Source organism: Nostoc sp. NMS8 (genome assembly GCF_017115045.1).
In the GTDB taxonomy this organism is placed as follows: domain Bacteria; phylum Cyanobacteriota; class Cyanobacteriia; order Cyanobacteriales; family Nostocaceae; genus Nostoc.
In genome coordinates this window covers 1-16,305 of the sequence record NZ_JABXKK010000012.1, presented here as the reverse complement: position 1 = coordinate 16,305, position 16,305 = coordinate 1, and the positions used below count along the sequence as shown (strand labels likewise).

General features: G+C 46.5%; 13 protein-coding genes and 2 pseudogenes. 5 read left to right on the top strand and 10 right to left on the bottom strand.

Translation table 11 applies throughout. From position 1 onward, the window contains the following. Positions 1–89: 89 nt before the first annotated feature. Positions 90–971 (bottom strand): hypothetical protein, encoded by an 882-nt coding sequence (locus HWQ39_RS00845; RefSeq protein WP_292840226.1) that lies wholly within the window; start codon positions 969–971, stop codon positions 90–92. Between the two features lie 151 nt (positions 972–1,122). On the opposite strand from HWQ39_RS00845, the gene HWQ39_RS00840 reads away from it, so the two are divergent. Next, positions 1,123–1,332: a helix-turn-helix transcriptional regulator gene (locus tag HWQ39_RS00840; protein WP_196527227.1), complete on the top strand. Its 210-nt coding sequence runs from the start codon at positions 1,123–1,125 to the stop codon at positions 1,330–1,332. 125 nt (positions 1,333–1,457) lie between these two features. Further along, on the top strand, positions 1,458–2,408 hold the full coding sequence (locus HWQ39_RS00835) for a hypothetical protein (RefSeq protein ID WP_292840222.1): 951 nt from the start codon (positions 1,458–1,460) through the stop codon (positions 2,406–2,408). Between the two features lie 681 nt (positions 2,409–3,089). Here HWQ39_RS00835 and HWQ39_RS00830 read toward each other — a convergent pair. From HWQ39_RS00830 to HWQ39_RS00815, 4 genes are all read right to left on the bottom strand, one after another. Then, positions 3,090–4,022 (bottom strand): NAD(P)H-binding protein, encoded by a 933-nt coding sequence (locus HWQ39_RS00830; protein WP_292840220.1) that lies wholly within the window; start codon positions 4,020–4,022, stop codon positions 3,090–3,092. Between the two features lie 67 nt (positions 4,023–4,089). Next, positions 4,090–4,836, bottom strand: a complete 747-nt coding sequence (locus HWQ39_RS00825; protein ID WP_292840218.1) for a glucose 1-dehydrogenase — start codon at positions 4,834–4,836, stop codon at positions 4,090–4,092. 202 nt (positions 4,837–5,038) lie between these two features. After that, a complete protein-coding gene (locus tag HWQ39_RS00820; RefSeq protein WP_292840216.1) occupies positions 5,039–5,791 on the bottom strand; it encodes a glucose 1-dehydrogenase in 753 nt (250 codons plus the stop codon). 221 nt (positions 5,792–6,012) lie between these two features. After that, on the bottom strand, positions 6,013–6,342 hold the full coding sequence (locus tag HWQ39_RS00815; RefSeq protein WP_292840214.1) for a YciI family protein: 330 nt from the start codon (positions 6,340–6,342) through the stop codon (positions 6,013–6,015). A gap of 207 nt (positions 6,343–6,549) precedes the next feature. Here HWQ39_RS00815 and HWQ39_RS00810 point away from each other — a divergent pair, with 207 nt between their 5' ends. Further along, positions 6,550–6,678, top strand: coding sequence for a hypothetical protein (locus tag HWQ39_RS00810; RefSeq protein ID WP_292840211.1), 129 nt, complete (start codon positions 6,550–6,552; stop codon positions 6,676–6,678). Between the two features lie 112 nt (positions 6,679–6,790). Next, positions 6,791–10,405, top strand: a complete 3,615-nt coding sequence (locus tag HWQ39_RS00805) for an NB-ARC domain-containing protein (protein WP_292840208.1) — start codon at positions 6,791–6,793, stop codon at positions 10,403–10,405. A gap of 6 nt (positions 10,406–10,411) precedes the next feature. Here the strand turns inward: HWQ39_RS00805 and HWQ39_RS00800 are convergent, their stop codons facing one another. From HWQ39_RS00800 to HWQ39_RS00790, 3 genes and pseudogenes are all read right to left on the bottom strand, one after another. Continuing rightward, a complete protein-coding gene (locus HWQ39_RS00800; protein WP_292840205.1) occupies positions 10,412–11,473 on the bottom strand; it encodes a transaldolase family protein in 1,062 nt (353 codons plus the stop codon). 811 nt (positions 11,474–12,284) lie between these two features. Next, a pseudogene (locus HWQ39_RS00795) lies at positions 12,285–13,262 on the bottom strand (IS4 family transposase); the annotation flags it as partial. Next, on the bottom strand, positions 13,144–13,707 hold the full coding sequence (locus HWQ39_RS00790; RefSeq protein WP_292840202.1) for a deoxyribodipyrimidine photo-lyase: 564 nt from the start codon (positions 13,705–13,707) through the stop codon (positions 13,144–13,146). The pseudogene HWQ39_RS00795 and the gene HWQ39_RS00790, both read right to left, overlap by 119 nt. Before the next feature lie 137 nt (positions 13,708–13,844). Between HWQ39_RS00790 and HWQ39_RS00785 the strand changes: the two genes are divergently transcribed. Then, positions 13,845–15,377: a cryptochrome/photolyase family protein gene (locus HWQ39_RS00785; RefSeq protein WP_292840199.1), complete on the top strand. Its 1,533-nt coding sequence runs from the start codon at positions 13,845–13,847 to the stop codon at positions 15,375–15,377. Positions 15,378–15,548: 171 nt separating this feature from the next. Here the strand turns inward: HWQ39_RS00785 and HWQ39_RS00780 are convergent, their stop codons facing one another. Together HWQ39_RS00780 and HWQ39_RS00775 are read right to left on the bottom strand one after the other, a co-directional pair. After that, a complete protein-coding gene (locus HWQ39_RS00780; protein WP_292840196.1) occupies positions 15,549–15,839 on the bottom strand; it encodes a hypothetical protein in 291 nt (96 codons plus the stop codon). A 2-nt stretch (positions 15,840–15,841) separates the two neighbouring features. Next, positions 15,842–16,246 (bottom strand): annotated as a pseudogene (locus tag HWQ39_RS00775) (hypothetical protein); the annotation flags it as partial. Between the last annotated feature and the right edge of the window lie 59 nt (positions 16,247–16,305).

Below are 16,305 nucleotides of genomic sequence, written 5' to 3'. Positions count from 1 at the left end.
TATTACACGGTAAATCTACCGTTTTTATGTTAAGTAATATTTCGCCAACAGTATCCGCTGGGCGGTTACGCCATCGCCCTTGTATGTGATTACGCCGCGACTAACTCCAAGTGCGGCTCATACTCCCGTAACCGTTCCCAGTCCTTAGAGGTCAGTTCGTCAACTGGGTGGTCTAACAATTGCTCACATTCGGTTGCTTCAGCAGAGAGCATCTGCTGTAGTTCCTCAGTGGTTAGTTGTTCCAGTGGGCGATATTGCAAGTATTCGTCAGATGCTTCAGTAGACAACGATGTATCTAGCATCGACAGCGAACGCACAGCATTCAACACAGAGTTAGAATACTGCTGCTGACCTGAACAACCCAGGATTACCCACCAATTCCCATTAGTGCAGCCGACTTCGCCCAGCTTTACGCCGTTGTTGTAAATGCCATCATCGAGAATTTCAAAGCCGTAATTCTGGCACTCGTTGAAAATATGCGCCATGATTCGGTTTTCGGAGATGCAGGGTGTTTCTGGTTGAGTGGGGGCTGTTTCGTGAAGTGTGCTGTCTTGGTGATGCCATTGGATGAAGCGATGGCATCTTGCCCAAGTGTTAGCGCGGAATTTCTCTACACCCTTCAACATGACTACCCAAGGCTGGGTTAGATTATCGTCATGGCTGATGTTGGCTATCAGTTGATCACCAGCGTAATATTCGTGATGGTCAAATGAGATTTCGACTATTCTGAGGGGTTCGGGAGCTATGGCTTGGGCTTGGTCAGCGATGTAGTTGTCGAGTTCGGCTTGGGCGAGGGCTTGGTTGTCAACTTTCTGAAGCTGGGTTGATTGGTGGGTGATGATTGCGTTTACCCAGGTGTCAGCCGCTCTTTTGTCCCCGGTGGGTGTCACGCCGCGTTCAGCAGCGATTCTTTTGAGACGGGGGAGATTATAGCGGGAAAGGGCTTGCTGTGTATACCTTACATGGGTCATAATGAAGTTTCCTTATTATTAGGGACAGAGAAAGCGCTCTTGATTACCAGTCCGGGCGCTTTCTCTATATTTAATTATTGCTAATTAACTGGTACTTGTCAAGTGCTTAGTACCAGTTACCTGTGCTATGTTAATGGTGTAATCTATTGGTATGAATATGAAAGATTTAAGGCTAAGGGTAGGAAAAAGAGCAGAAGAAATAGCTGTGGAGCTTGGTGTAGCCGTCTCTACGGTTCGGAACTGGGATCAATTGAAAACAGCTCCCCGGATGACCCCTGTGGGACTTCAAAAACTTATGCAAGTCTACAACTGTACTTTTGATGAGCTAGTACAGGCGGAACTGGAGTCTGAAAATGCTTGACCTCCAGCCTATTAATCCTCTGACCCTAACTTTAGTTCTTCCAGTGATCGCTGCAAGTTAGCACACCGAAAATCTATCTGTGATCGATTTTGAGCCAATGCCACTGAACCAAAAAAGGTGGATGCATGAACAACCCACCCCTCAAGCGTAAAAAATCCACCTCTGCCGCTTCTGATGATTCAAAAACACCCCCTGACTCTGTAAATGAAGATATCTCCCCTCAAGAAAACCCAGCCTTAGCAACAATTGACGTTACTGCTGTTGAAATTCCTGAATTAACCGAGCAGGAACAGAGCGATCGCCTGCATCTAGAGCGCAAAGTAGAACGTGCATTTTTTGAAGCTGGCAAGGCACTGTCCCAATTACGCGATCGCAGACTTTACCGTTCTACGCACAAAACTTTTGAAGATTATTGCCGCGATCGCTTTGGGCATAGTCGCCAAAAGTCAAATTATTTGATTGCAGCATCTGATGTCTACGAGAATTTGACAACAATTTGTTGTCAAAACTCTGGGATTGATGATTTGACAACAAATAGTTCCCAAATCCTGCCGACTAGCGAAGGACAAGTTCGCCCCATGACTAAGTTAGAACCGCAGGAACAGTGGGAAGTGTGGCAAACTGCGGTTGAGGTTGCTGGCGGGAAAGTACCATCAGGTCGTGTTGTCAAAGACGTGATAGAACGGATAATGGAACGCACCCAAGTACCCAACACCTACCAGCTAGGCGAAGTATGCCAAATTTTAGCCAAAGACAATCCAGAACTCAGAGGCAAGGGTGGGTGCTGGGGCATCATAAACTATGTGGGCGAATTCAGTTGCACTGTCAGAACCTGGGATGGCAAGTACACAGTTGGCTTGCAGTACCTGAAGTCATACAACTACTTGCCTGCCGAGTGTGAGCAGATGCGGGTGATTTGCGATCGCATCAGTCGAGTGTATTCCGATTCGCTGGAAGAGACAGTCAAAAGTCTGTTGCAGTTATTGGGTAAGTTGAGCCGTCCTTATCTTACTGTTGTGGAAGAGAAGTTGTTGAATGTACTAGAGTCTGAATATGGGAGAGAGATAGCACCCTAAACAATTTTGGCAATTTGGCATTCAATGTTTTCGGGTTGCAGTTTCAATAGAGTTAGCAACACAACGGGACAGTGAAGAAGTTGTACGAGGGAAAAGATAAAACTTCCCGCTTCTTGACATCCAGCTATGCCAGTTGTTCAGTTGAGTGCTGTAAAACCCCTCTACATGATTTATGCAGCGCTCAACAGAGTTCAGTTCCCACTCTACAACTGGCTAGAAATGAATAAAACTCAATAGAATTTCAGAAGATGTAGATAATTGGCATTTCTCTAAGAGCGATGCCTGCGGCGGGCTACGCCTACGCATCAGTAGGCTACGAGAAAATGAGAGCTTAGAAGAAGCTGCCCGTGCTGTGCTGAAGCATCTGGGGGAACTGAAGCGGCCGTATGGGGAGCGATGCGATTTTGTTAGATCGGACTTTAATTCTCAGTTATAAAGGTAGATTCTCAATAAAAACAGTTATTTAGCTGCGATCGCACTCCTAAAAAGGTGATTTAGCACCCGAATTTTAAGCACCTCACAAAATCGCATCGCTCCCCTTATGCCATTAATTACTGCGCTCTCTGGCATTAAAAGCTGTAACCCTTATTCCGCATACCTTAGAGCTTTTCTTAGTGCCATTCGGACAAGCAGTAATTTTTTTGTAGACCCACTCACATTCATCGTTATGCTCCCATTTGATTACGTGTTCAGGGCATAGGTTGGGGTCGTGGCAATGGCGTAGGAACCATCTTTGCTGAAAGCTTCCTTGTTGGCGTTCACGTAGTCCTCAACCGTCATCGGAGTCTTGTTGCCGATGACCTCTACGAAGTTGTTGGTTCCGGCAAAAATCCCGTTCTGATAGTCAATAGCAACATTACTAAGGTGCTGGACGAGGTGAGATGGAAAGCCCTTCGCGTTCAACCCTGCTACGAACGTGGCAACATCGATTGGTTCATACCGCACAGGAATGGCGAGTGTTTGTGCGATCGTCGATGCAATCTCGTTGTAGTTCATCTCGACTGGACCGTGGAGCGGATAGATCTGACGATCGTGCGGTTCCGGGTTTTCCAGAATGGCAGCGATGACGTAAGACTGGTCTTTGCCAGCGATCGGCGCATGGCGACCGTTGCCGAGCGGCAAGCGCAGAACACCTTCATCACCACGGTAATTCCAGTACCAGGTCAACCATTCAGTGAAGAACGTTGGTCGTAGGTGCGCTGTCTGCATGGTGGTTCGATCCAGCAGGCGTTCACCAAGCCAGTGCTGGCGTGCCGCATCACTTTTCGCCTCGCGGCGTGCAGAGATCTGGGACATGTTCACCACTGCCTTGACACCCGCTTCGCTGGCTGCCTGGGCAAAGATGACGGTGGCATCAAGCAAACCGGGAGCGATCGGGTAGCAGAAATATGCTCCCGTGGCCCCTTGCATGGCATTGCTGACGGCGTGGAAGTCGAGCAGATCGCCCACAACAATCTCGGCTCCGGCGGCGGCTAGGCTCTCGGAACGCGCATCGCTGCGGTGGACGAAGGCGCGGACATGGTGTCCTCGTTGAAGCAGCAGGCGCACTGTGGTGTCACCTGTGTTACCAGTTGCTCCGGTAATCAGGAACAGGCTGTCATTTTTCGTAGCCATGAAGAAACTCCTTAGCGTCAGTTCGAGTGTTGAGTGAGGCACTTAGCTGAATTTCAGTCAGGGTGAATTAGCGCTGTCCTCCGGTCGCAAGCAGCTGCTCACCCGTCAGCCAGCCAGAGTCGTCCGATGCCAGGAACACCGCGATCGAGGCAATGTCTCCAGGTCGTCCCGCCCGACCGAGCGGGGTTTGCGCGATGAATCCCTTCTCAAAGTCAGAGCCGATGTAGCCCGCGCCGATGGTGCCCTCGGTTTCGACGATGCCAGGGTTAATTGAATTGACGCGAATCTGTCGTGAGCCGAGTTCTTTTGCGAGTACACCTGTAATGGAATCTACAGCCCCCTTGGTGCCACTATAAATTGTGCTGTTTGGTGGAGTAATACGGCTGACACCAGAGCTAATGTTGATGATGCTGCTACCTTCGCCGAGATGCTTGACAGCTGCCTGAGTCGTGAGCAAAACACCGAGGACGTTGACATTGAAGATCTTGTGGAACAAATCTTCGGTGATGTCTTCGATTGGAGCGAACTCGTAGACACCAGAGTTGTTGACGAGGATATCAAGGTGACCAAAGTTCGCGATCGCCGCATCAATAATTCCCTGTGCCTCAACCGCTTTAGAAACATCACCCCCGACAGCGACAGCCTTGCCACCCGCAGCGGTGATTTCTCTGACCACCTTCTCAGCCCCCTCTTTGCTGGAGGCATAGTTGACAACGACTCCTGCGCCTTCGGCGGCAAGTGATTTAGCGATAGCGGCTCCAATGCCCTTGGATGCGCCTGTAACAACAGCGACTTTACCTGTGAGCTTGCCCATGTGTGGTTCCTCCTAAAAGTGCTTGGGTTCAAAGTAAAAATGTGATGGTAGGATCTTGTAACTGTATGACTGCCATGCCCGTGATCTCACATCAACGACTGCTACCACGCGGTAAAAGTGAGTAGCAAATGAAAGCCTTGGACTGAAAGCGTAGAGCTTTGTACAAGCGTGTTGGCACAGTAAAGCGCGGGACTTCCCGGGTTCAGATTTGAGCTAACCCCCCGTCTACAAACAGCTCAACACCAGTGATATAGCTGCTGTCATCTGAGGCGAGAAACACCACCGCCTTAGCAACCTCGTCGGGCGTACCAGCACGTCCGAGCGGCGCAGTGCCAGCAGTTTGCGCCGTAAGCTCCTTAATTTGCTCGTCGCTCATGCCAAGTTCGTTGACGTAAGCAGGTGTCACGATGGTACCTGGACTAACGGCATTGACACGGATTCGACGTTCTTTGAGGTCAACCGACCACGTCCGGGCGAACGACCGCAACGCGGCTTTGCTGGCTGCATAAACACCGAAAGCTGGGAGGCCTTTGCTTGCGGCGATCGAACTGTTAATGATGATCACCGCCCCATCGGGCATCAACGGTAACGCCTTTTGCACGGTAAAGAGTGTACCCTTGACGTTGATATCGAAGATGCGATCGAAGTGCTCTTCAGTAATCTGCCCCAGTGGCGCAAAAGAGCCGAGTCCAGCATTGGCGAACAGGATGTCTAGATGTCCTTTCTGTTCTTTGATGATTGCAAAGAGACGATCTAGGTCAGATGGGTGAGAAATATCACCCTGGATTGCGAAAGCGTTGGAGCCAAGTTCTTTCACGGCAGCGTCAAGTTCGTTTTGCCGACGACCGGTGATGAAAACGTCCGCGCCTTCAGCAATGAACCGGAGCGCAGTAGTAAAGCCAAGTCCACTGCTCCCACCTGTGACGACAGCTACTTTGTTTGCGAGCTTCCCCATAGTCTTAATTCCTCAAATTGGTAAATTGCTTCTGCTTGGGTTGGTAACTTTGATTCAGCAACATTGGTTATGCTTCATTCTTCAGCGATCGCCTTATTCACACCACTCAAGTTTTCTGAGTTAAACCACAATTTGATCAGTAAAATGTGAACTGGGGACGGTTAAGCCTGTACTTATCCGCGATTAAGATTCAAGTCATCCCAACTTTGGCAGCTATTCAGTCAACCTTGAAATGGGACCCAAAAGGTCTTGATCTCGACCTTGAGCATACCGGATTGAACTGTGGGATCGTCTGTTCCGAGCTTAGCGGCTTCTTCAAGATCGGCTGCTCTCAGAATTGCCATCCCGCCATCGGACAGTTCGCCGGTAAGACCACCGGGCTTTTTCATAAAGGGTCCACTCAGAACGATCTTGCCCTTGTCTTGCAACCCGCTTATGTATTCGACGTGGCGGAAGAATTCGGGCTGTTCATTGTATGGTGTGCCCTCCAACCACTTCGGTCCGGGGCTGTGGAATACTACAAAGTAGTGGGGTCCGTCTTGGTCAACCATTGTTCACATTCCTCTAAAGACGTGGTTTAGGCGCAATGTTAAAGCGCTAGCGATATTTCTATTCACATGCCAAAGAAGCATTGCTCTGAATTAGGAGTCAAGCCCATCAGCATTGCCATTTGCCCCAAGTTTTCGGTCTGTTCTGCCAGGGTAGTTTCATCCGTGAACGCAGAATTCATCACTTGTCGCTCTCCCCTACAACGCGTTATGTTTCAATTCTTCAGCGATCGCCCCATTTACACCACTCAAGTTTTCTCAGTTAAGACGCAATTTAACCTTTGCACTGGCAGCAAGCAGGAAGTGTTGCGGAGCCAGTTGACCGAAACTCTGAGTTAAGGATGAGCTAATTTGCCACTGCATTTGTATCAGTGAGGCCTTCGCGTCAGAGCAATGCACGGTACTATTGAAAAGAAGTCTAAAGCTGCCCTTTTGGATCATCCGCTTACTTATGGATGTCAACGCGTCAAAACCTGGACGGAGTAGAGCTGCTGGACGAGTGCGAGGAGTCATCCTCTCGCCTGAAGGGTGGCAGAAATTTCAGGCGGCAAAACAGCAGGCAGAAGCAAACGAAAGCTGGGGCAAACACTTTAGCCAGGAAGATCTCAGCGATCGCACCGGGCTTTCTCTCAATACCCTGATCCGGATTTTTAAGCGCGAACAGGGGGTCGATCGCCAGTCGTTAGAGCATCTGTTCCAGGCGTTTGGGTTAAAGTTAAGCAAAGCGGATTCTACCGCTCCTATTTCAGCCAGTGAAGCGTTGACACCCCGACGGGCAAATCCCCAACAAGATTGGGATACGGCCGTGGACACCTCCGTGTTTTATGGACGTGAGACAGAGCTAGCACAACTGTGGCAATGGATCGTCTCTGAACGCTGTCGCGTGGTGGGGCTATTGGGCATTGGCGGCATTGGCAAAAGTACAATCGCCGTCAAAGCAGCGCTGCAAATGCAAGCAGAATTTGAAATCATTGTGTGGCGATCGCTCGCCAACGCGCCACCGCTAGAGGAACTTCTGTCAAGTCTGTTAAAGTTTCTTATGCCGCTGTTTGGGGAAGATCCGATCATTCCCACCACGCTTGATCAGCAACTTTCCAAACTGATGCAATATTTGCGATCGCGTCGGTGTTTATTGATTCTGGATAATGCTGAGATTATTTTGCACAGCGAACAGGTAGGACAATGGCGATCAGGCTATGAAGGCTACGGGCAGTTGCTCAGAACGATTGGCGAAACGTCCCATCTCAGTTGTTTGTTGCTGACCAGTCGCGAAAAGCCCCGCGAAATGGCACTGATGGAAAGCGTACAGGGGTTGGTGCGACCGCTGCCCTTAAGTGGACTGACACCTGTTGATGGACGCGCCATCTTTCGACAAAAAGGGGCATTTACAGGTTCAGAAGCCGAATGGAACATGTTGATCCATCACTATGGCGGCAATCCACTGGCGTTAAAACTGGTGGCAGCCGCCACCCAGGATTTGTTTAACGGCAGTATTTCGGAAGTATTAAACTATCTCAATCAGGGAATACCTGTTTTTGCCGACATCCGCGATCTGCTGGAGCGTCAATTTAATCGCTTATCCCCAAACGAACAACAGGTGATGGTCTGGCTAGCCATTCTTCGAGAGCCAGTTTCGATCGCAGACATTCGGGAAAATGTGATTGAGCTGATGGCTCAGCAAAGTGTCCCTAATCTGATCAACTCGTTGTTGCGGCGATCGCTGATTGAAAAAACGGATGGATTATTCTTCTTGCAACCTGTAGTGATGGAATACATCACAGAACGCTTTGTGCAGCAAGTTTGTACTGAGTTTGAGACACAGCAGATTCGCTTTTTGCAAACACACACCTTAATGCGTGTGCAAGCGAAGGAGTATATCCGAGAGATTCAAATTCGCTTAATGATGCAACCTGTGATCGAACGATTGCTGTCTCGCTTTAGCAGTGTAGCAGCGATCGAGGCACAGGCAAGACAACTATTGGCGCAGCAGAAACAACGACCAGGATATGTGGCGGGCAATCTAATTAACCTGCTGGTGCAGCTTCAGGTGGATTTGTGCGGCTCCGATTTTTCTGATCTGGTGGTGCAGCAGGCCGACTTGCGACAGGTTAATTTAGCCGGAGTCAATTTTCAAAATGTCAATCTAACCAAATCCATTTTTTCAGAAGCGCTTACGGTTGGGATGTCGATCGATTTTAGTCCAGACGGTCAAACGATCGCCGTTGGGGATTCCAGCGGCAACATCTACCTCTGGAATATTATTACCGCTCAACTCTTAGCCACTTTTGAAGGTCACACAGGTTGGCTCTGGTTCATTACCTTTAGTCCGGATGGCACAACGTTAGCCAGCGGCAGTACTGACAGTTCGGTGCGCTTGTGGGATGTTCAGACTGGGCAATGCTTGCACGTGCTAACCGAGCACACAGGCTGTGTGTGGTCGGTCAGTTTTAGTCCCGATGGACAAACGATCGCCAGCGCTGGTGAAGACAAAACGGTGCGCCTGTGGAATTTGCAAGGGCACTGTCTCCACGTCTTGCAAGGGCACACCCAGAGTGTTTATTCGGTTCATTTCTCGCCCGATCAGCAAATTCTGGTCAGCGCCAGTCATGATACCAACTTGCGGCTCTGGAATGTGTATGATGGAACCTGCTTGAGTGTATTGCAGGGGCATACTAGCGAGGTTCAGTGTGTGCGCTACAGCCCAGATGGTCAACAGATCGCGAGTGGTAGCCGCGATGGGTCGATTCGGCTGTGGAGCGGCTATCTTTCTGGTAATCGACCGTTAAAACCCAACTTTAAGGTGCTGCATGGACATACCGATTGGGTGTGGGACATCAGATTTAGCCCAGATGGTCGTTGGTTAGTCAGTGCCAGCCGTGATACCACTCTGCGCCTATGGAATGTTCCAGACGGGCAAACGCTCCATGTGCTCGAAGGTCATACCCACGATGTTTACGGGCTTGCCATTAGTGCCGATCATCAATGGTTGGTCAGCACAGGTAAAGACCATACGGTGCGGCTGTGGTGTTTGCAGACTGGACAACGCCTCAAAACGTTGCGCGGTTACACCAGCGGCATTCACTCCCTGAGCCTCAGTCCGGATGGTCAAATGCTTGCCATCAGTAAGCAGGATGAAACCATCCATCTCTGGCATTTACGGCTAGATCGCAAGCTGCCCACACTTCATCTCTATAAAACCTTGCCGAGCCAGACCCGTTGGCTTTCATCATTAAGTCATGTCAGCTTTAGCCCAGATGGTCAAACGCTGGCAAGCAATCGCCATGATGGTTCCATTGCCCTGTGGCATACCCAAACCGGGCATCTCGATCAGTGGTTAGCGCATGATGTATCCATCTGGACTGTACTGTTTAGCCCAGATGGAAAATTTTTGGCAAGCAGTAGTGACGATCGCACCATCAAACTCTGGGATGTGCAGACGCATCAATGCTTACAGGTGTTACGCGGACATGAGAGCGCCATTCGGGCGATCGCTTTTGATCCAAGCGGTCAATGGTTGGCAAGCGGCAGCTACGATAGCACCCTGCGACTGTGGCATGTGCAAACTGGAGCGTGTTTACGGATCTTTCAAGGACATACAAACTCCGTGTTCACAGTAGCGTTTGATTCCAGTGGTCAACAGTTGGCAAGTGGCAGTCATGACCAAACGATTCGTGTTTGGGATGTACAAACCGGGGCATGTTTGCAGACGTTGCAGGGGCACACAGGATCGGTATGGACGCTTGCGATCAGTCCCGACGGTCAAACTCTGGCAAGCGGCAGTAGTGACCAAACTATACGCCTATGGAATCTGCAAACAGGGCATTGCCTCCACAACTTGGGCGACCACACCCGTTGGGTCAAATCAGTCGTATTTAACTCTGATAGTCAAATCTTATTTAGTGGCAGTGATGATCGCACGATCAAACTCTGGGACGTGCAAACAGGACGCTGTATTAATACACAGACAGTCGATCGTCTTTACGAAGGGATGAACATTCAAGGCGCGATTGGGTTGACAATGGCTCAAAAATCTACCCTTAAAGCATTAGGGGCAATTGAGCATTGAGGAATTTCAGCGAATGCCCCTGTGTTCGATCGCGTCTAACAACTGATAAAAAGCGTTGAGCGATCGCGTTATTTCCTCATTCACAAATTGCTCAACCAACTGATTCAAAGAAATTTCCATTTGCGACTCCCTCATCAAACTCTGTTCACCACTTCCAGCATCAATCAAACTGGTAGGCAGCAGAGAAACCTCACGATACATTTCCAGCGTCGATGGCGATAGCATCATTACTGTTTCAGGAACCGCTAGAGTCTGAAGATATTGCCATGCTGCTTGTGGCGGAATGCCAGTGCAATCCCACACCAGGCGAAGTGAATTTGCCCCGTCAGGGAGCGATCGCCAGCGGTCACTTTGATAGAGGTTTCGATAGTGCTGGTACAGTAGTTTAGCTTGCATCAGGCTGAAAGATGATTCTAAGTTGGCAATGAGCGGATCAATCATTGCATCCAATCGACCAATGGGAAAAGTGGTAAAGCAAACAACATCGCTCACCAATTCTCCTTGCTGCATCAATCTCTCCAGTCCCCTCAGATAACCATCAAATATCTGTTCATACACATTTGGAGAAAACACGAGCGTTGCATTCACGGAAATGCGCTCTCTAATCAGTTGTTCAATCACCGGCAACATGATTTGAGTCGCTGGAATTCTCAGCATCAAATTACTCCAGCCGACAGATTGCCAGATTTTTTGAGCGGCTGCGATCGCTGTTTCAACCTCAAACAGTGCATCAGGTGGAAGATCAACCTGAATATAACCATCGCGTCCTTGAGTTTGTACATGCGTCTGTTTCAACAAGTCAGCCGCTAATTGCAGATCTCGCACAATTAAGTAGTCGTAATCCGATCGAGCAGTCCGGCTCATCCCTTGCTGCGCCAGTGTAGTGAAATCGCGATCGTACTCCTGTCCTTGAATTGCCGTTTGTAAGCTCTGGAAGTTCGATTGGACACCTCTTAAACCATCCTCGTCAATGGAGTGCTGCAACTGACCACTGATCACCCAGCTTCGCTCATACTCATCGAGCCAAACCGATTGTCCATACCGACGGAGTGATTGCAACAGGTTCATCGTTAACGAGCTTCACAATCGAAGTTTGAACATCCAATGAACCAGTCTGCGAAACTTCTTCAAATTTCACCACTCAAGATCCGCCAGTTAAGTCTCAATTTCGAGAGCGATTTTTTTCGGGGGAGATGGGACTGGCAATGCGGTAAGATGACCCAATGTCCGATTCTGAGCCAATACTGCTCGATTTTCCCTTAACCGAGCAGTATTGGGGTTAAATGCCATTTTTAGAAAACTCAAGTTATGAAGTACAAAATTTGGTTCTTCAGTACGTATTATGCTGAACCTTTAATTAAAGTCCGTCACTTGCCTTGAAAATCAAGCCTTACAGGGAGTTATAGCTTCAATTTCAAAAATCTTGCCTCAAGCGCTAAGACTGATGGCTGTTATTATTACCCAGTAAGGGTTATAGCTAATTTACAGACGTATTTAGCATAACAAGTACTGAAGAGCCCAAAATTTTAGCTACACTTGTAGTACTAGCGACTACTAGCTTTGTTACTCCTGCTAAATTTCAAGAACCTGTAACTGAAGCTCCAGCAACATCAAATCAAGTTGTGAATGCTTGCGTTCAAAATATTGCCCAAACTTTACCAAATCCTTTTACTGATGTTCCATCAGACCATTGGGCTTTCAAAGCAGTTATGACCATGCAGTAACGAGAACGACTTTTTTGTTAGTCATCTGTTTTCTTTTTTAGAATATAAATACGATTTTATATAACTTTTTATAGATAAAAAAAGATTTGATTTTTGTATCAATTTTGCTATTGGGCACTAGCTTAAATGCAGAATCTGAGGGGGCGACATGAAAGCTAAAACGTAGGCAAAATAAGCTCCATAGCCCTCATGCCTCGTAAATAATACTCGATCTTATTGCTATTTAATCTCATTAATTTTTGAACAATACACCAACAGTTATCTATAAAACTTACCCAGGTTTGGCTATATAAACCGACATAAAAACTGCTATGCCTCCTGGTCACTCGTGCATATTCTTTGACTCTAGCAACATATTTTTGTACACCAATACGCTTAATTTTTTGCCCTTGAAAAGTGGACATACTATAAGCAATAGATATGATTAATATCAGAGATATCAAGCGATTACCCGAAACATTCGTATCTTCTAAGTTGTAACCACCACTTTTAAAATCTCGAAACATTTCTTCAATGTCAAAACGTTTTTTATAAGCATTAATAGCCGAGGTAAGATCGGTTAAATTCGTTAAGATAAACCACCCTTCTTCTGTTGACCATCCTTTGAGCTTTCGCTTCCATTTAGCAGCTAGGTTTAAACCTTGAACCTTTTGACTTTTTGTGACCTTAATGTTTTGTAAAAATAGAGAAACCCCCGGTTCTAAACCTAAGCTATCAAGGGAGTGCCAAATTTCATCTTCCCCAAGAATAAATTCATTCTTTTTTAATCTCAAACAAAACTGTACTTCTTGTTCCCTGAGCCAGTTGGCTAATTTTACAGAGCAAAATTCTCTGTCCCCTAATACAACTGTTTGATATTTGTTGAATAATCCTAGTACTTGAGAAAATATTTTTGATTGCTCCTCAAAATTACTATTTCCCATTCTGGGTAAAAATTACCAATAGATTGGGATAGCCCTTTGGTCATAAACTAAACTAATCATCATCAAATTTTTGCGCTGCCATTTCGTCCGATCAATTACCAAATAAATTCTTTGATTCTCCGAGAAATTTTGAGTTAACCAGTTTTCTATTATCGGAAACCAAATTCTCTGGATATTGAGTATTGGCAGTGATAAGAATCTTTGAATTTTCATAGTATTGGTTAAACCACTCATCGCGTTGCTCTGCTGATTGCAGAAAGTTGTTTAGTCCAATGTGGTAATCAAGGTTTAACTGTTTGTAGAAATCAACTATAGTTTTATCACGACTGATACCATACTCTACCTGCACATCACGGTTAAAGAAAAGTTTGGGGCTATATCCCTGCTCGATTAACTGCTTAGTCAACTCTTGCACAATGTCTGTAGAATTACCTTCAAATAAGTACAGCCGACTACCTAACTTTCGCAGGTTTGAGTCCAGGTTTTCTAGTGATTCAAACAAAAACCTGACTCTCGCCTTTCCCACATCGACCCACTGATAAAACCAAGGATCAACAATGAACAATGGTTTTACGGCTGCATCATTGGCAGTCGCTAACGTGACAATTTCATTATCAGTTAGCCGCAAATCTCGACGAAACCACAGAAGGTGCATAGTTCAACTTTCTCAGTTTACAATACATTTGTACCACTAATTTCCTTGAGAAAGTTTTTGTAACTTGAGCGTTACACTTGATTGAGCAGCATTTTTTCGTCACATTGCCAATGCATGGCAACAGAGGGAGCAAGAGCATGACCATTGGTGTTTGGGTTCTCGGAGATCAACTTTGGTTACAGCAGTCAGCGCTACAAAGCTGCTTGCAACAAAAGCAACAGACCTCCGTAATCTTTATTGAATCCCTAACTCACGCAGGGCAACTGACTTACCATCTGCAAAAATTGGTACTGGTCTGGTCAGCTATGCGTCACTTCGCCGCAGAACTACTCAGTGAAGGTTGGGTAGTGACATACACTCAAAGCCAAGACTTCAAAACACCCTTACTTGAATGGATTGAACAGCACCAAATTAGCGAATTGCGGGTGATGACTCCAACAGATCGCCCTTTTGCTGAATTGATTCAAAAACTAAAACTGACAATTCCAGTCACTTTTACACCCAATAATCGCTTCATCTGGAGTGACCAAGAGTTTCAACAATGGGCCAGTGGTCGCAAACGTTTAATCATGGAAGACTTTTATCGTCAGGGACGGCGGCACTTCAACATTCTTATGGAGGGCAACCAACCTGTTGGTGGTCGATGGAACTTTGATAAAGACAATCGTAAACTACCCAAGGGCAAGCTGACCTTACCTGAAGCCTTGTGGTTTGAACCAGACTTGATTACCCAAGATGTGATTAACTTCCTTAAGCAATCTAAGGCATTCGAGGACAATCATGCTTACTGGCAAATAGAGCCATTTCGTTGGGGAGTGACGCGACAGCAAGCATTACTTGTACTTGAGTTTTTTGTGGAAACTTGTTTATCTGGTTTTGGCCCTTATCAAGATGCAATGGTGATAGGAGAACAGACAATGTGGCACTCAATGCTTTCTCCTTACCTAAACATTGGATTGCTTCATCCATTGGAAGTTATTCAAAAAGCAGAACTTGCATATTTAGACAACCAACAGCAATGGGAACTAAACAGTATTGAGGGCTTTATCCGTCAGGTGTTGGGTTGGCGAGAGTATATGCACGGGGTTTATGTTTACCTAGAACAAAACTATTCATCAAGTAATTGGTTTAATCACACTCATCCACTACCTGCTTTTTATTGGAGTGGTGATACAAAGATGAATTGTCTGCACCAGATTTTAAATCAGGTTAAACAAATAGGTTATGCTCACCATATTCAGCGCTTAATGGTACTGAACAACTTTGCTTTGATTGCCGGAATTTCGCCTCAAGAACTTGAGAAATGGTTTCATACCGCCTTTATTGATGGCTACGATTGGGTGATGCAAACCAATGTAATTGGTATGGGGCAGTTTGCTGATGGTGGAATGATTGCATCTAAACCTTATGCTGCTTCTGCTAACTACATCAACAATATGAGCGACTATTGCAAGAGTTGTACTTATAACCATCGTGAGCGCAGTGCTGATAATGCTTGTCCTTTCAATTTCTTTTACTGGGACTTCCTGGCTCGTCATTACGATTTGCTTAAAAAACAGCCACGTATGTCTCAAATTTTGCGTAACCTGGAACGTATTTCACCATCAGAACTTCAGACAATTCGCACTTTAGCTGATAATTGGCATACCACGCAAGCAACAACTGTTTAGCCATTCGTCGTCTAAGGAAGTTCCAGAAAAAAATGTCCCGACAAGAGCGTTTTCTCTGTGGGTGCAACACCTACCAGTCCTTGGGTAAACCCAAAATATATTTGCTCGGGCGGGACATTTTTTTTACGAGGATTGCCGACAACAGAATAACTGCGTGCCAATAGATCCTCGTTATAAATCAAAATCAAGGCTGAATGTTTCGCCTGAAGAATCCTCTTCTTCTTCCTCTGTAATTGGGATTGAAGTCTTTGAGGGTAGTTGATTTGACTCAGTATTAATCGGTGTATTTGCTACAGATTGTGCAGGTAATCCAGCCTTAATAAAAACAAAGTAGCAATCAACTATAAAGTAAAGTGTGTCCAGGTAACTTTTATCTAGTTTTTGCGATTCTGCAAATATGCGCTCTCGGTAATTATCTTTGAGGCGAACTTTTTCTGGTGCAAAGTCTTGTTTATCTGCCATTGCTATAGTTTCCCAGAGGTGCTTGTTGGATTCTTGCTAGTGATACTTTTTGCCATCTCTAAAAGCCCAAAGACATTGGCTTCTACCGGATTGTCCAGAATTTTGAACCCGTTCTTCTCCAAGAGCTTCTTAAATCCTGGTAACAGACATCCCCCGCCAATCGCCCAGATTTCATCCCCCTGGTGCTTGGCATCAAGTGTTAGATTCACCACTTTCTTCAAGTATTTTTCATACCAATCTTTTAAAGAAGCACTGTATATATCTTTAATATCGATGTCACGGCTGTATCGGGTATGCCCCATTTCCAGACAAAATCGGATAATGGAAGGATCTCCGATTTTTCCGCCATTTAAATGTTTCATCTTTTGGGAAATATCATCGATGAGAACTTCTACACCAATGGGGTAAGCAGGGTGAACGAAAAAAGGTGTGGCAGAGGAGTTAGCGGATGATCTACGCTAACATA

Coding starts and splice junctions, on each gene's coding strand:
- HWQ39_RS00840 (WP_196527227.1), top strand. CDS start 1,123: ATGAATATGAAAGATTTAAGGCTAAGGGTAGGAAAAAGAGCAGAAGAA.
- HWQ39_RS00845 (WP_292840226.1), bottom strand. CDS start 971: ATGACCCATGTAAGGTATACACAGCAAGCCCTTTCCCGCTATAATCTC.
- HWQ39_RS00820 (WP_292840216.1), bottom strand. CDS start 5,791: ATGGGGAAGCTCGCAAACAAAGTAGCTGTCGTCACAGGTGGGAGCAGT.
- HWQ39_RS00780 (WP_292840196.1), bottom strand. CDS start 15,839: ATGGCAGATAAACAAGACTTTGCACCAGAAAAAGTTCGCCTCAAAGAT.
- HWQ39_RS00825 (WP_292840218.1), bottom strand. CDS start 4,836: ATGGGCAAGCTCACAGGTAAAGTCGCTGTTGTTACAGGCGCATCCAAG.
- HWQ39_RS00785 (WP_292840199.1), top strand. CDS start 13,845: ATGACCATTGGTGTTTGGGTTCTCGGAGATCAACTTTGGTTACAGCAG.
- HWQ39_RS00815 (WP_292840214.1), bottom strand. CDS start 6,342: ATGGTTGACCAAGACGGACCCCACTACTTTGTAGTATTCCACAGCCCC.
- HWQ39_RS00810 (WP_292840211.1), top strand. CDS start 6,550: ATGTTTCAATTCTTCAGCGATCGCCCCATTTACACCACTCAAGTTTTC.
- HWQ39_RS00830 (WP_292840220.1), bottom strand. CDS start 4,022: ATGGCTACGAAAAATGACAGCCTGTTCCTGATTACCGGAGCAACTGGT.
- HWQ39_RS00835 (WP_292840222.1), top strand. CDS start 1,458: ATGAACAACCCACCCCTCAAGCGTAAAAAATCCACCTCTGCCGCTTCT.
- HWQ39_RS00805 (WP_292840208.1), top strand. CDS start 6,791: ATGGATGTCAACGCGTCAAAACCTGGACGGAGTAGAGCTGCTGGACGA.
- HWQ39_RS00790 (WP_292840202.1), bottom strand. CDS start 13,707: ATGCACCTTCTGTGGTTTCGTCGAGATTTGCGGCTAACTGATAATGAA.
- HWQ39_RS00800 (WP_292840205.1), bottom strand. CDS start 11,473: ATGAACCTGTTGCAATCACTCCGTCGGTATGGACAATCGGTTTGGCTC.